The sequence below is a fragment of the Variovorax sp. PBL-E5 genome (assembly GCF_901827185.1).
Taxonomy (GTDB): domain Bacteria; phylum Pseudomonadota; class Gammaproteobacteria; order Burkholderiales; family Burkholderiaceae_C; genus Variovorax.
On record NZ_LR594671.1, the window covers coordinates 3,315,931 to 3,330,556 of the forward strand.

General features: G+C 68.6%; 13 protein-coding genes. 7 read left to right on the forward strand and 6 right to left on the reverse strand.

Annotation, left to right across the window (positions count from 1 at the left end; all coding sequences use genetic code 11):
- Window positions 1-7 precede the first annotated feature (7 nt).
- Window positions 8-589, forward strand: a complete 582-nt coding sequence (locus WDLP6_RS16105) for a VOC family protein (protein WP_162593156.1) — start codon at window positions 8-10, stop codon at window positions 587-589.
- 46 nt (window positions 590-635) lie between these two features.
- Window positions 636-1,622 carry a ketopantoate reductase family protein gene (locus WDLP6_RS16110; RefSeq protein ID WP_162593157.1) on the forward strand — a complete coding sequence of 329 codons (987 nt, stop codon included), beginning with the start codon at window positions 636-638 and terminating at the stop codon, window positions 1,620-1,622.
- 7 nt (window positions 1,623-1,629) lie between these two features.
- Here WDLP6_RS16110 and WDLP6_RS16115 read toward each other — a convergent pair whose 3' ends face one another.
- The gene (locus tag WDLP6_RS16115) at window positions 1,630-2,595 is read right to left on the reverse strand and encodes a threo-3-hydroxy-L-aspartate ammonia-lyase (protein WP_162593158.1); all 966 of its coding nucleotides are present in this window, start codon (window positions 2,593-2,595) and stop codon (window positions 1,630-1,632) included.
- A gap of 96 nt (window positions 2,596-2,691) precedes the next feature.
- Between WDLP6_RS16115 and WDLP6_RS16120 the strand changes: the two genes are divergently transcribed.
- Genes WDLP6_RS16120 through WDLP6_RS16140 form a run of 5 tightly spaced genes read left to right on the forward strand, consistent with a single transcriptional unit; the run spans window position 2,692 to window position 9,023 of the window.
- Window positions 2,692-3,051: a YciI family protein gene (locus WDLP6_RS16120; RefSeq protein WP_162568131.1), complete on the forward strand. Its 360-nt coding sequence runs from the start codon at window positions 2,692-2,694 to the stop codon at window positions 3,049-3,051.
- A gap of 2 nt (window positions 3,052-3,053) precedes the next feature.
- Entirely contained in the window at window positions 3,054-4,289 is a 1,236-nt protein-coding gene (locus WDLP6_RS16125; RefSeq protein ID WP_162595115.1) for an RNA polymerase sigma factor, read from the forward strand.
- Window positions 4,290-4,319: 30 nt separating this feature from the next.
- Window positions 4,320-6,872: an FtsX-like permease family protein gene (locus WDLP6_RS16130; protein ID WP_162593159.1), complete on the forward strand. Its 2,553-nt coding sequence runs from the start codon at window positions 4,320-4,322 to the stop codon at window positions 6,870-6,872.
- 10 nt (window positions 6,873-6,882) lie between these two features.
- Window positions 6,883-7,962 (forward strand): PLP-dependent cysteine synthase family protein, encoded by a 1,080-nt coding sequence (locus tag WDLP6_RS16135; protein WP_174259876.1) that lies wholly within the window; start codon window positions 6,883-6,885, stop codon window positions 7,960-7,962.
- 5 nt (window positions 7,963-7,967) lie between these two features.
- Window positions 7,968-9,023, forward strand: a complete 1,056-nt coding sequence (locus WDLP6_RS16140; protein ID WP_232077083.1) for a lipocalin-like domain-containing protein — start codon at window positions 7,968-7,970, stop codon at window positions 9,021-9,023.
- A gap of 818 nt (window positions 9,024-9,841) precedes the next feature.
- Here WDLP6_RS16140 and WDLP6_RS16145 read toward each other — a convergent pair.
- The 5 genes from WDLP6_RS16145 to WDLP6_RS16165 form a co-directional block, all read right to left on the reverse strand.
- Window positions 9,842-10,831 (reverse strand): branched-chain amino acid ABC transporter permease, encoded by a 990-nt coding sequence (locus tag WDLP6_RS16145; protein ID WP_174259877.1) that lies wholly within the window; start codon window positions 10,829-10,831, stop codon window positions 9,842-9,844.
- Between the two features lie 10 nt (window positions 10,832-10,841).
- Window positions 10,842-11,717, reverse strand: coding sequence for a branched-chain amino acid ABC transporter permease (locus tag WDLP6_RS16150; protein WP_162593162.1), 876 nt, complete (start codon window positions 11,715-11,717; stop codon window positions 10,842-10,844).
- Between the two features lie 126 nt (window positions 11,718-11,843).
- Window positions 11,844-13,040, reverse strand: coding sequence for an ABC transporter substrate-binding protein (locus WDLP6_RS16155; RefSeq protein WP_162593163.1), 1,197 nt, complete (start codon window positions 13,038-13,040; stop codon window positions 11,844-11,846).
- Between the two features lie 45 nt (window positions 13,041-13,085).
- A complete protein-coding gene (locus tag WDLP6_RS16160) occupies window positions 13,086-13,793 on the reverse strand; it encodes an ABC transporter ATP-binding protein (protein WP_162593164.1) in 708 nt (235 codons plus the stop codon).
- Window position 13,794: 1 nt separating this feature from the next.
- Window positions 13,795-14,565, reverse strand: coding sequence for an ABC transporter ATP-binding protein (locus tag WDLP6_RS16165; protein WP_162593165.1), 771 nt, complete (start codon window positions 14,563-14,565; stop codon window positions 13,795-13,797).
- Between the last annotated feature and the right edge of the window lie 61 nt (window positions 14,566-14,626).

Consider the following 14,626-nt stretch of genomic DNA (forward strand, 5'->3'; position numbering starts at 1 on the left):
AGTCGCCATGTCACGCGTTCGCCCCGAGAAGTTCGTTCATGTGGTCTATCGCACGCGCCGGTTCGACGCGATGCTGCGCTGGTATGCCACCGTCTTCGATGCCCGCGTCCAGCATCAGGACCCGGTTCTGGCTTTTCTGACCTACGACGACGAACACCATCGCTTCGCCTTCATCAACATGGCGGCCCTGGACCCCGCGGGCGATCAGATCGACCGCACCGGCGTGATCGGTGTCGACCACGTCGCGTACACCTACGCGACGCTGCGCGACCTTTGCGAGAACTATGCGCAGCTCAAGGAGCTGGGCATCACGCCCTACTGGTGCATCCATCACGGCGTGACGGTGTCGATGTACTACGCCGACCCCGACGGCAATCAGATGGAGTTCCAGGTCGACAGCTACGCCTCCAACGACGAGGCGAACGCCTTCATGAGAGGCCCGCACTTCGCCGAAAACCCGATCGGTGTCGAGTACGACCCCGACGAATTGCTGGCGCGTCTGCGCGGCGGCGAGGATGCCTCGACCTTCCTGCTGCGCAAGATTCATCAACCTGTATCGCCAGTACGTGGAACGGCGTCGCACCCGTGAGAGAACCGAGTTCGCCGCGGACGAACGTCCCGGCTGCCGCATCGCCATGAAGCGCATCACCGTCATCGGCCCCGGTGCCATCGGGGGCGTGATCGCCTCGCAGTTGCAGCGCAGCGGCACTGAAGTCAACCTGCTCGCCACGCCGCGCAGCGCGCGGGCGATCCGCGAGCATGGCCTGCGCCTGGTCGACAACGGCACGCTGCATGTCGATCATCCGCGCATCACCGACGATGCGCGCGCGCTGGGCGTGCAGGACCTGGTCCTGGTGTGCGCCAAGGGGCATTCGCTGCTCACCGCCGCCGAGAGCTTCGCGCCACTGATCGGCCCCGAGACTGTCATCGTGCCGGCGCTCAACGGCATCCCCTGGTGGTTCTTCGAAGGCTTCGGCGGCGACCTTCAGGGCCGGCGCCTGCGCACGGTGGATCCGGCGGGCGACATCGAGCGCTTCCTGCCATCGCGCCAATGCCTGGGCTGCGTGGTGTACATCGCCTCCTGGGTCGATGCCGAAGGCGTGATCCGTCCCGGCGCGAGGCGCCGCCTGGTGATCGGCGACACGGCGGCCGGCGCGGCGCCCGACAGGCTGGAGCGCGTGGCCTCGCTGCTGGAACGCGCCGGCTTCGACATCCATCGTTCGGCGGACATCCGGCGCGAGGTCTGGCTCAAGCTCTGGGGCAACCTGACGATGAATCCGCTCAGCGCGCTGACGGGCGCCGCCGTCGACCGGCTGGTGGGCGACCCCGCGACGCGCCAGCTCGCGGCCCGCATGATGGAAGAAGCGCGCATCCTCGCCGAAGGCCTCGGCATCGCGCTGCCGATGAGCACCGAAGAGCGCCTCGCCGAACTCGACGTGCTGGGCCCGGTCAAGACCTCGATGCTGCAGGATCTCGAAGCCGGCCGCGCGCCCGAGATCGACGCCATCGTCGGCGCGGTCGCGGAGATCGGCGACCTGCTCGGCATCGGCACGCCCTTCATCGATGCGGTGCTGGGCCTGGTGCGTCAGCTCGCGGTGACGCGCGTGCCGCCCGCGGCCTGAGGTCGCCTCAGCGGCCGCTCACCAGCGCGGCGAAGCGGGCCAGGTCGACATTGCCGCCGCTCACGAGGATGCCGACGCGCGCCCCGCGGATCGCTTCGCCGGCCGCGCAGGCGGCCGCGAAAGCGAGGCAGCCGGTGGGCTCGACGACCATCTTCATGCGCTCGGCGAAGAAGCGCATGCTCTCGACCAGCTGCGCGTCGCTCACCGTGAGGATGTCGTCCACGTCGCGCCGGATGATGCCGAAGGTGTAGTCGCCCAGGTGCTGTGTCTGCGCGCCGTCGGCGATGGTCTTGGGCGTGTCGATGTGCACGATGCGGCCCGCGCGCAGCGATTGCTGGCCGTCGTTGCCCGCCTCGGGCTCGACGCCGTAGACCTTGCAACCAGGTGCCAGCGCGCGCGCCGACAGCGCCGAGCCGCTGGTCAGGCCGCCGCCGCCGAGGCAGATGTAGAGCGCATCGAGCGGGCCCGCGTCCTCGATCAGTTCCTTGGCCGCCGTGCCCTGCCCCGCGATCACGTCGTGATGGTCGTAGGGCGGGATCAGCGTCATGCCGCGCTCGGCCGCGAGCCGGCGCGCGAGCGCCTCGCGGTCTTCGGTGAAGCGGTCGTACATCACGACCTCGGCGCCGTAGCCGCGCGTGGCGGCCAGCTTGGCGGCCGGCGCGTCGGTCGGCATCACGATCACGGCCGGCATGCCGAGCAGGCTGGCCGACAGCGCCACCGCCTGCGCATGGTTGCCGGACGAGAACGCGATCGCGCCGCCCTTGCGCTGCGCCGCGTCGAAGCGCGACAGCGCATTGAACGCACCGCGGAACTTGAAGGCGCCCATGCGCTGGAAGTTCTCGCACTTGAAGAAGAACTGCGCCCCCCATCGCGCGTCCGCGGTGCGCGAGCGCAGCACCGGCGTGCGATGGGCATGGCCTTCGATCCGCGCGGCCGCGGCGATCACGTCGTCGTAGGTGGGAAGAGAATTCATGCCCCACAGCTTAGCGCCTGTCGAAATCATGGCTTGCCAGCCGTCATTGGAATGAGCGATCCTGCTCTGCGTCCTTTTTCATGATCGAGGTGTCCCATGGAATACATGCTGATGTTCTACCAACCCCCCTCCGACTTCGCACAGCGCGGCAAGGCCGAAGCCGAGGCCTACATGGCCGGCTGGATGTCGTACGTCACCGCGGTCCGGCAATCCGGCATCTCGAAGACCGGCTACGGCCTGCAGCCGCCGATGACCGGCACCACGCTGCGCGTGCGCGGCGACAAGCGCCAGGTGCAGGACGGCCCCTTCGCCGACACCAAGGAACAACTGGGCGGCTACTTCGTGATCGACGTGCCCGATCTCGACACCGCGCTCGAATGGGCTGCGCGCGCCCCCTGCGCCACCACCGGCGGCGTGGAGGTGCGGCCGGTGTTCATGACACCCAACGGCGCGTGAGCATGGCGCCGGCGGCCGACGCGCACGCGGCGGCCGAGCGCGCCGCGCGCCAGTCCTATGGCCGGCTGGTCGCGATCCTGTCGGCGCGCACGCGCGACATCGCGGCCTCGGAAGATGCGCTGGCCGACGCCTTCGCGCGCGCACTCGAGCGCTGGCCGGTGGACGGCGTCCCCGACCAGCCCGAGGCCTGGCTGCTGAGCGTGGCGCGCAACCGCACGCTCGACGCCTGGCGCCACAGCCAAGTGCAGGACGATGCGGCCCAGACCCTGCTGCTGCTGGCCGACGAGATCGGCGCCGATGCGCCCGACGGCCAGGCCGTGCCGGACGAACGCCTGCGCCTGCTTTTCGTCTGCGCGCACCCGGCCATCGATGCGGCGGCGCGCGCGCCGCTGATGCTGCAGACCGTGCTCGGGCTCGACGCCGCGCGCATGGCCGGCGCCTTCCTGATCGCGCCGGCCACGCTCGGGCAGCGCCTCGTGCGGGCCAAGGCGCGCATCCGCGCCGCCGGCATTCCCTTCGAATACCCGCGGGCGCGCGATCTGGCGCAGCGCCTGCAGGACGTGCTCGACGGCATCTACGCCGCCTACGGCACCGGCTGGGAGGACGTCGACGGCGCCGACACCGCGCAGCGCGGCCTGACCGCCGAAGCGATCGACCTGTGCCGCATCCTGTGCGGGCTGATGCCGCGCGAGCCCGAGCCGCAGGGCCTGCTGGCGCTGATGCTGTTCTGCGAAAGCCGCGCCGCGGCGCGGCGCGGCGCCGATGGCGGCTACGTGCCGCTCGACGTGCAGAACACCGCGCGCTGGAACCACGCGCTGCGCGAACAGGCCGAGCAGCTGCTGCGGCACGCGGCCGGCCTCGATGCGCTCGGCGCCTACCAGATGGAGGCGGCCATCCAGTCGGCGCACTGCGCCAGGCGGCTCGGCGCGCAGGTGCCGGCCGATGCGCTGGTCGCGCTCTACGATGGCCTCATTGCGCTGCGCCCGAGCATCGGCGCACGCGTGAGCCGCGCCTGCGCGGTGGCGACCGCCGAGGGGCCGGCCGCGGGACTCCAGGCACTCGATGCGATCGCGGCTGCGGAGGTCGCCAGCTACCAGCCCTACTGGGCCGCGCGCGCCCATTTTCTCGGCGCCACCGGCGCGCCGGCGATCGCGCGCGAAGCCTATGCGCGCGCGGCCGGCCTGAGCAGCAGCCTGGCCGTCCGCGCGTATCTCGCAGCCGCAGCAGCGCGGCTCTGAGCCCGCGCCAAGCGCGCAGAATCGACAGCCATGCGCGCATTGCTCAAGACCTTCTCCTGGCAGGAACTGCGCCACCACCCCTGGCGCAACGCGGCCGCCGTCATCGCCGTGATGCTGGGCGTCGCGCTGGCCTTCTCGGTGCAGCTCATCAATGCCTCGGCGCTCGATGAGTTCTCCAGCGCCGTGCGCTCGGTCAACGGCCAGCCCGACCTCGAACTGCGCGCGGCACAGGGCCGCTTCGACGAAGCCGTGTTCGCGCAGGTGGCGCGGCATCCACAGGTGGCGCTGGCCAGCCCGGTGCTCGAAGTGCAGAGCGTCGCGCTGATCGGCGAGCGCCGCGTGCCGATGCGCGTGGTCGGCGTCGATGCGCTGGTGCTGTCCTCGATCGCACCGGCGCTGATGCCGCAGCCCGCGGCCGGCAGTGCGCGCTTCGATCTCTTCGCGCCGGACACCGTCTTCCTCAATGCCGCCGCACGCAGCGCGCTGGGCGAGGCAGCCACGCGCGTGCAGCTGCGCGTCGACACGCAATGGCACACGCTGCGCGTGGCCGGGCAGGTGGCGGCCGGCGGCGCCGCGCTCGCGGTGATGGACATCGGCGCGGCACAGGATCTGTTCCGGCAAGGCGGGCAACTCACGCGCATCGACCTGCGGCTCGCGCCCGGCACCGACCGCGCGGCCTTCGTGCGCTCGCTGAAGGCATTGCCGGGCTGGCCGCCGGGCATCGAAGTCGCGGAGCCCGGCGATGCGGCAGAACGCGTCAGCAACCTCTCGCGCGCCTACCGCGTGAACCTCACGGTGTTGGCGCTGGTCGCGCTGTTCACTGGCGCCTTCCTGGTGTTCTCGGTGCTGGCACTCAGCGTCGCCAAGCGCGCGCAGCAGTTCGCGCTGCTCGGCGTGCTGGGTCTCACGCCGCGCGAACGGCTCCAGCTGGTGCTGGCCGAGTCGCTGGTGCTCGGCATCATCGGCAGTGCGGCGGGTATCGCGCTCGGCGCCGCGCTGGCCGAGTTCGCGCTGCAGGTGCTCGGCGGCGACCTGGGCGGCGGCTACTTCGAGGGCGTAGCGCCGACGCTGCGCTGGAGTTCGGGTGCAGCGCTGCTCTATGGCGGACTCGGCGTGCTGGCGGCGCTGGTCGGCGGCTGGTGGCCGGCGCGGGCCGCGCAGGCGCTGCCCGAAGCACAGACGCTCAAGGGCCTGGGCGCGGCGCCCGCGCAAGGCGGTGCGCACCAGCTGGCGCTGCTGCTGATGGCCGCCGGCGCGGCTCTGGCCACGGCCCCTGCGGTGTTCGGCATTCCGATCGCAGCCTACCTCTCGGTCGGCTTCCTGCTGGTCGGCGGGATCGCAGCGCTGCCATGGCTGATCGCGCTGTTCTACGACCGGCTGGCGCCGCGCCTCGCGCACCGGCTGTTGCCACTGCTGGCCATCGAGCGCGCGCGGCGCATGCGCGGCACGGCCGCCGTCGCCGTGAGCGGCGTGGTCGCGAGCCTGAGCCTTGCCGTCGCGCTGACGGTGATGGTGGCGAGCTTTCGCGATTCAGTCACGCGCTGGCTCGACGTGGTGCTGCCGGCCGATCTGTATGTGCGCAGCGCGACCGCGTCTGGCACCGGTGGCACGGGCGGCAGCAGCGGCGACCGGGCCGCGTTCACGCCGGCCTTCGTGCAGGTGCTGGCCCACGTGCCCGGCGTGGCGCGCACCGGCACGCTGCGCACGCGCGCGCTGCTGCTCGATCCGTCGCGGCCGCCAGTGACGCTGATCTCGCGCAGCCTGGATGAGGATGCGGCGCGCTCGCTGCCGCTGGTGGGCGCGGCCGTGCCGGTGCCGGCGGGGCGGATCGGCATCTATGTGAGCGAGGCGATGGTCGAGCTCTACGGCGCGAAGCCCGGCAGCGACTTCGTGCCGCTGTCGAAGGCCTTCGCCAGTGGCGCGACGGCACCGGTCTTCTTCGTCGCCGGCGTCTGGCGCGACTATGTGCGCCAGTTCGGCGCGATCACGATGAACGCACACGACTTCGAGCGCCTGACGGGCGACCGCAGCGTGAGCGACATCGCCCTGTGGCTCGCGCCCGGCACGCCCGAAGGCCCGGTGCAGCAGGCCGTGCGCGCGCTGGCAGTGGACGAACCGATCGAGATCGCCTCGGTCGGCCAGATCCGCGCGACCTCGCTGCGCGTCTTCGACCGCAGCTTCGCGGTCACCTACTGGCTGCAGGCAGTGGCGATCGCGATCGGCCTGTTCGGCATCGCCGCGAGCTTCAGCGCGCAGGTGCTGGCGCGGCGCAAGGAGTTCGGGCTGCTGGCGCACCTGGGCTTCACGCGCGCCCAGGTGCTCGCGGTGGTGGCCGGCGAAGGCGCGGCCTGGACCGCGATCGGTGCCATCGCCGGCCTGGCGCTCGGCCTGGCGGTGTCGGTGGTGCTGGTGCACGTGGTGAATCCGCAGAGCTTCCACTGGACCATGGACCTGCTGGTGCCGTGGTGGCGGCTCGCCGCGCTGTGCGCGGCCGTGGTCGCGGCCGGCACCGCGACGGCATGGCTCGCCGGCCGCGCCGCCGCCGGATCCGATGCCGTGCTGGCAGTCAAGGAAGATTGGTGAGAATGCAAGCATGACCTCCTCCGACTCCCGCGGCAGCAGCACCAGCAAATGGCTCGGCGACGCGATCCTGCGCATCGAGGCCGACTACCTGCGCAGTGCCGACACCCACCTCATCCCGCTGCAGCTGCCGGCCTTCGCGGCGGCCGGCATCGATTTCTACCTGAAGGACGAATCGACGCATCCGACCGGCAGCCTCAAGCACCGGCTGGCGCGCTCGCTCTTCCTGTACGCGCTGTGCAACGGCTGGATCGGCGAAGGCACGACCATCGTCGAGGCCTCGAGCGGCTCGACCGCGGTGAGCGAAGCCTACTTCGCACGCCTGCTCGGCCTGCCCTTCATCGCCGTGATGCCGCGCAGCACCTCGCCCGAGAAGGTGGCGCAGATCGCCTTCCACGGCGGCAGCTGCCACTTCGTGGAACAGGCGGGCCAGGTCTACGAGGCGGCGCGCGCACTGGCCGAACACAGCGGCGGCCACTACATGGACCAGTTCACCTACGCCGAGCGCGCCACCGACTGGCGCGGCAACAACAACATCGCCGAGAGCATGTTCCAGCAGATGGCGCGCGAACGGCATCCGGTGCCGAAGTGGATCGTGGTCGGCGCGGGCACCGGCGGCACCAGCGCGACCATCGGCCGCTATGTGCGCTTTCGGTGCCACGACACGCGCGTGTGCGTGGTCGATCCCGAGGGCTCGGTGTTCGCGGCCTACCACGCGAGCGGCGACGCGGCGCTGACCGCGCCGGGCTCGCGCATCGAGGGCATCGGCCGGCCGCGCGTGGAACCGAGCTTCGTGCGCACGCTGGTCGACCGCATGATCGAGGTGCCGAACCTCGATTCGATCGCCGCGATGCGCGCGCTGTCGGCGCTGCTCGGCCGCAAGGTGGGCCCGTCGACCGGCACCAACTTCATCGGCATGCTGCGGATCGCGCACGAGATGCGGCAGGCCGGCGAGCAGGGCTCGATCCTCTCGCTGCTGTGCGATGCGGGCGAACGCTACCTGCCGAGCTACCACGATGCCGCGTGGGTCGCGCAGGCCTTCGGCGACGTGGACGAAGCGCAGCGGCGCGTCGACGCCGCGCTCGCGGCCTGATGCGCATGAGGACGCTGGGATGGTCCCGGCGCGCCGTGCTGCTCGCGGCGATCGCAGCGCCCGCCGCGTGGGCGCTGCCGCAGCGCGCGCTGCGCTTCCCGCGCGATTTCGGCAGCCATCCCGATCTGCGCACCGAGTGGTGGTACATCACGGGCCATGCGGCTGCGGGTGCGCGCACGTTCGGCTTTCAACTCACCTTCTTTCGCTCGCGCGTCGATGCCACGCAAGGCATGCGCTCCGCGTTCGCGGCCCGGCAGCTGATCTTTGCGCACGCGGCGATCACGGACCTCGAAGGCCGCAAGCTCTGGCATGACCAGCGCATCGCGCGTGCGGGCTTCGGCGTCGCGTCGGCCGCCGAAGACGATACCGATGTGCGGCTGCGCGACTGGACATTGAAGCGCGACGGCAAGGGCTACGCGGCGCGCCTGCCGGCCGAGGGCTTCGCGCTCGACCTGCGTTTCGCGTCGACGCAGCCGGTGCTGCTGCAGGGTGACGCCGGCCTCTCGCGCAAGGGACCGGGCAGCGAGGATGCCAGCTGCTACTACAGCGAACCGCAACTGGCGACGCAGGGACGCCTGAGCCTGCAGGGCCGCAGCTTCGACGTGCAGGGCACCGCATGGCTGGACCACGAGTGGAGCGAGGCCTATCTGAATGCCGAGGCGGTCGGCTGGGACTGGATCGGCATGAACCTCTTCGATGGCAGCGCGCTGATGGCCTTCCAGATGCGGCGGCGCGATGGCTCGGTCCTGTGGGCGGGTGGATCGATGCGCAGCGCGGACGGGCGGCTGCGCGTGTTCGGCCCGGACGATCTGCACTTCGAGGCGCAAGACCGATGGACCAGTCCGCGCACGCGGGCGGTCTATCCGATCCGATGGCGCGTGCGTACCCCGGGCGGCAGCTTCGTCGTGCGCGCCTTGCTGGATGACCAAGAGCTCGACAGCCGCGGCTCGACGGATGCGGTCTATTGGGAAGGGCTGAGCGAATTGCGGGACGCAGAGGACAAGGTCGTGGGGCGCGGCTATCTCGAACTGACGGGCTACGCGCAACCGCTGCGGCTTTGAGGTCTCTGCTCCCTCCCCCTCTGGGGGAGGGTTGGGGTGGGGGCTTCCGGGCCTTTGAACTGTTGTCAGCGTTGGTTAGGCCGTTGGCCGGGAATTCGCCCCGGCGGGCGACTCACTTCTTTTGTCTCGCCAAAAGAAGTAAGCAAGAAAAGGCGACCCCACTGTGCGTGTCCCTCCGCTTCGCTGCGGGCAACCTGCGGTGCTCGCTTCAGGCGGGGTCTCGCTCAAACTCGCTTCGCTCAGACAGTCGCGAGCCCTTATCCGCCTGAAGCTGCGCTCCTCGGCACGCACAGAGGGGATTGGGGTCAACGCGCCTTGGCGCGTCCTTGTGTGGGGCGGTGCGGTGCGACGATCGCGTGAATGGGCCCGGTGGATGTGCTCATAGGCCGTTGAATACCGATGGACTTCAATTAGCAATTAGCAATTAGCAAGAGTACTCGATGCCGCTGACTGTTCCACAGCCGAGCGAAGCGAAGGCCCGAAAAACACATATACGCGCCATGGCGCGTTGACCCCAAGCCCCTCTGTGCGCGCCGAGGAGCGCAGCTTTTCGCGGATCAGGGCTCGCGACTGTCTGAGCGAAGCGAGTTTGAGCGAGACCCCGCGAAAAGCGAGCACCGCAGGTTGCCCCGTAGCGAAGCGCAGGGGTCGCGCACAGTGGGGTCGCCTTTCTTTGGTTACTTTCTTTGGCGAGACAAAGAAAGTGACTCGCCCGCCGGGGCGAATTCCCGGCTCCGGCCTCAATAAAACATGCAACCGTCTCAGAGGCCCAGCGCCCTCACCCCCACCCTCTCCCAGAGGGAGAGGGAGCAAGTCAGTCAGTGAGCCTTGCCCCCACGCCTGTCGAAATAAGCAATGACCTCGCCCATGATCCCGCGCCGGAACGCCAGCACGCACACCACGAAGATCAGCCCCGTCACCATGGTCACCGACTCCCCGAGCGTGTTGAACCAATCCACGCTCGTGATGCGTGCGAGCAGTTGCCCGAACTCTCCGACCTTGCTCTCCAGCAGCCCCACCACCGCCGAGCCGACCAGCGGACCCGAGAGCGTGCCGAGGCCGCCCACCAGCGTCATCAGGATGACCTCGCCCGAGGTGCTCCAGTGCACGTCGGACAACGTGGCGAAGCCCAGCACCAGCGTCTTGAGCGAGCCCGCCAGGCCCGACAGCGCCGCCGAGATCACGAAGGCCAGCAGCTTGAAGCGGCTCACGTCGTAGCCCAGCGAGAGCGCGCGCGGCTCGTTCTCCTTGATGCCCTTGAGCACCTGGCCGAAGGGCGAATGGATGGTGCGCACGATCAGCAGGAAGGCAGCCACCACGATCACCAGCGCCACGTAGTACATGGTGAGGTCGTTCTGCAGATCGATGAGGCCGAACAGCTTGCCGCGCGGCACGCCCTGCAGCCCATCCTCGCCATGGGTGAACGGCAGTTGCAGCGCGGCGAAGAACACCATCTGCGCCAGCGCCAGCGTGATCATCGCGAAGTAGATGCCCTGGCGGCGGATCGCCAGCATGCCGAACAGCCAGCCGAGCAGCGCGCCCGTGAGCGTGCCGGCGACGAGGCCGAGCTCGGGCGTCAGGCCCCAGACCTTCATCGCATAACCCGCCACATAGGCCGAGCCGCCGAGGAAGGCCGCATGGCCGAAGGACAGCAGGCCGGTGTAGCCCAGCAGCAGGTTGAAGGCCGAGGCGAACAGCGCGAAGCACATGAGCTTCATCACGAACACCGGATAGGCGCCGAGGAAGGGCGCCAGGATGAGCGCGAGCAGCAGCAGGCCGTAGAGGACGGTGGCGTTCTTCTTGATCATGCGGGCCGGCTCATTTTTCTTTTCCGAACAGGCCCGCGGGACGGATGAGCAGCACGATGACCATGATCACGAACACCACGGTCGACGAGCCCTCGGGATAGAACACCCGCGTGAAGCCCTCGATCACGCCGAGCCCGAGCCCGGTGAGGATGGCCCCCATGATCGAGCCCATGCCGCCGATCACGACCACCGCGAACACCACGATGATGAGGTTCTGCCCCATGAGCGGCGAGACCTGGATCACAGGTGCGGCGAGCACGCCGGCGAAGGCGGCCAGTGCGGCGCCGAAGGCGTAGGTCAGCGTGATCATCAAGGGCACGTTGACGCCGAAGGCCTCGACCAGCCGCGGGTTCTCGGTGCCCGCGCGCAGGTAGGCGCCCAGGCGGGTCTTCTCGATCACGAACCAGGTCGCGAAGCACACGGTGAGCGAGGCCAGCACGACCCAGGCCCGGTAGTTGGGCAGGATCATGAAGCCGAGATTGGTCGCGCTGGCGAGCGCGTCGGGCGGATCGTAGGCCAGGCCCGAGACGCCGTAGACGGAGCGGAACACGCCTTCGATCAGCAGCGTCAGGCCGAGCGTGAGCAGGAGGCCGTAGAGATGGTCGAGCTTGTAGATCCAGCGCAGCAGCAGCCGCTCGACCACGACGCCGAACAGCCCGACGATGATCGGCGCGACCACCAGCATCACCCAGTAGTCGATGTTGAAGTAGTTCATCGCCATCCAGCTCAGCACCGCGCCGAGCATGAACAGCGCGCCGTGCGCGAAATTGATGACGTTGAGCAGCCCGAAGATCACCGCCAGCCCGAGGCTCAGGATCGCATAGAACGATCCGTTGACCAGCCCCAGCAGGAGCTGGCTGAGCAATCCGGAGACGGTGATGTTCATAGGCGAATCAAGCGGGCCTTGGTTTTCTCAAGGCCAGGGGGCCGCCGCGCCCGGCCGCCCGAAGCGGCCGGCCCGCCCCCTGAAAGGGGGTTGGCGAAGCGACACGAAGTGCGCGCAGACTGGGGGTTATTTCCACAATGCGCATTTGCTTTCGGCCTTGGTCGTGAAGACCTGATCGCCCGGCAGCGTCGAGATCACCTTGAGATAGTCCCAGGGCTTCTTCGATTCGGACGGCGCCTTGGCTTCGACCAGGTACATGTCGTGGATGAAGCTGCCGTCGGCGCGGATCTGGCCCTTGCCGTAGAAGTCGTCGATCTTCATCTTCTTGAGCTCGGCCATCACCTTGTCCGAATCGGTGGTCTTGGCGGCCTGCACGGCCTTGAGGTAGGCCATCGTCGCGGAGTAGTCGGCCGCTTGGACGTCGGTCGGCATGCTCTTGGTCTTCTCGAAGTAGCGCGCCGACCACTTGCGCGTGGCGTCGTTCAGGTCCCAGTACCAGCTGGTCGTCATCAGCAGGCCTTCGGTGTTCTTCAGGCCCAGGCTGTGGATGTCGGTGAGGAACACCAGCAGGCCGGCGATCTTCATCGTCTTGTTGATGCCGAATTCCTTGGCCGCCTTGATGCTGTTGATGGTGTCGCCGCCCGCATTGGCCAGGCCCAGCACCTGCGCCTTGGAGTTCTGCGCCTGCAGCAGGAAGGACGAGAAGTCGGACGCATTGAGCGGGTGCTTGACCGAGCCGACCACCGTGCCGCCCTTCTCCTTCACGATCTTGGCGGTGTCGTCCTGCAGTGCCTGGCCGAAGGCGTAGTCGGCCGTCAGGAAGAACCAGCTCTTGCCGCCCTTGGCCACCACCGCGGCGCCCGTGCCCTTGGCCAGCGCGACCGTGTCGTACGCATAGTGGACGGTGTAGGGACTGCAGGCTTCGTTGGTGAGCGCGGAGCTGCCGGCGCCGTTGTTGATGTAGACGCGCTTCTTCTCCTGCGCCACCTTCGCGGTGGCGAGCGCGGTGCCCGAATTGGTGCCGCCGAAGATCATCGTCGCGCCCTGCGTGTCGATCCATTCGCGTGCCTTGGAGGCGGCGATGTCGGCCTTGTTCTGGTGGTCAGCCGTCATCAGTTCGATCGGCTGGCCGAGCACCTTGCCGCCGAAGTCGTCGATCGCCATCTGGATCGCGACGGCGCCGTTCTTGCCTTCGATGTCCGCATAGAGACTCGACATGTCGGTGATGAAACCGATCTTGACTTTCTCCTGCGCCTGCGCGGCATGCGTAGCGAGGCCCGCAACGCCGAGCATGAGGGCAACGATCTTCAGTTTCGCTTTCATGGTGTCTCCTGAGGTGGTGAAGAGGAAGAAAATGGTGGCGTGCGTTCAGACGCCCAGCAGTTCGTTGAGCACCGGCATCTTGGCCTCGAGTTCGGAGGCTCCGAATCTTTCGACGATGCGGCCGTGTTCCATCACGTAGAAGCGGTCGGCCAGCGGCGCCGCGAAGTGGAAGTTCTGCTCGACCATCACGACCGTGTAGCCCTTGGCGCGCAGCATCTGGATCATGCGCGCCAGCGCCTGCACGATCACCGGCGCCAGGCCTTCGGAGATCTCGTCGAGCAAAAGCAGCCTGGCACCCGTGCGCAGGATGCGGGCCACGGCCAGCATCTGCTGCTCTCCGCCCGACAGTCGCGTGCCCTGGCTGTGGCGGCGCTCGGCGAGGTTGGGAAACATGGTGTAGATCTCGTCGACCGACATGCCCTGCCCCGCGCCCTTGAGCACGGGTGGCAGCAGCAGGTTCTCCTCGCACGAAAGGCTCGCGAAGATGCCGCGCTCCTCCGGGCAGTAGCCGATGCCGCAGTGCGCGATGCGGTGCGTGGGCATGCCGATGGTCTCGGTGCCGTTGACCTTGATGCTGCCCTTGCGCGCGCCGGTGAGGCCCAGCACGGCACGCATCGTGGTGGTGCGCCCTGCCCCGTTGCGGCCCAGCAGCGTGACCACTTCGCCGGGCTGCACCACCATGTCGACGCCATGCAGCACGTGCGATTCGCCGTACCAGGCCTGCAAGCCACTGATCTCGAGCGCAGCGGTCATCTCAATGCGCGCCCTGCAGTTGGCCGTCCGTCGTACCCATGTAGGCTTCCATCACCTGCGGGTTCTTCGAGACTTCGGCATACGGGCCTTCGGCCAGCACGGCGCCGCGCTGCAGCACAGTGATGGTGTCGGCGATGGTCGAGACCACGCTCATGTTGTGCTCGACCATCAGGATGGTGCGACCGGCCGATACGCGCTGAATGAGCTCGGCCACGCGGTGCACGTCCTCGTGGCCCATGCCCTGCGTGGGTTCGTCGAGCAGCATCAGCTCGGGCTCCATCGCCAGCGTGGTGGCGATCTCGAGCGCGCGCTTGCGGCCGTAGGGCAGGTTCACCGTCATTTCGCCGGCCAGGTCTGCAAGTCCGACCTCGCCCAGCAATTCGCGCGCGCGCGCATCGAGCGGCTCGAGAGACCGTTCGCTCTTCCAGAAGTGGAATGACGTTCCCAACGCACGTTGCAGACCCAGACGCACGTTCTCGAGCAGGGTCAGATGCGGGAACACCGCGGAGATCTGGAACGAACGGATGATGCCGCGCCGCGCGATCTGCGCCGGGCGCTCGTTCGTGATGTCCTGGCCGTTGAACAGGATGGTGCCCGAGGTCGGCTCGAGGAACTTGGTCAGCAGGTTGAAGCAGGTCGTCTTGCCGGCGCCGTTGGGGCCGATCAGCGCGTGGATCGTGCCGCGCACGACCGACAGATCGACCTTGCTGACCGCAGTGAAGCCCTTGAATTCCTTGGTGAGCTGGCGCGTCTCGAGAATGATGTCGCTCATCTCGCGCGGTCGCCCGGGTGCTGGCAGGAAAGGTCGTTCATGCGGTCCATGTGTGCACACC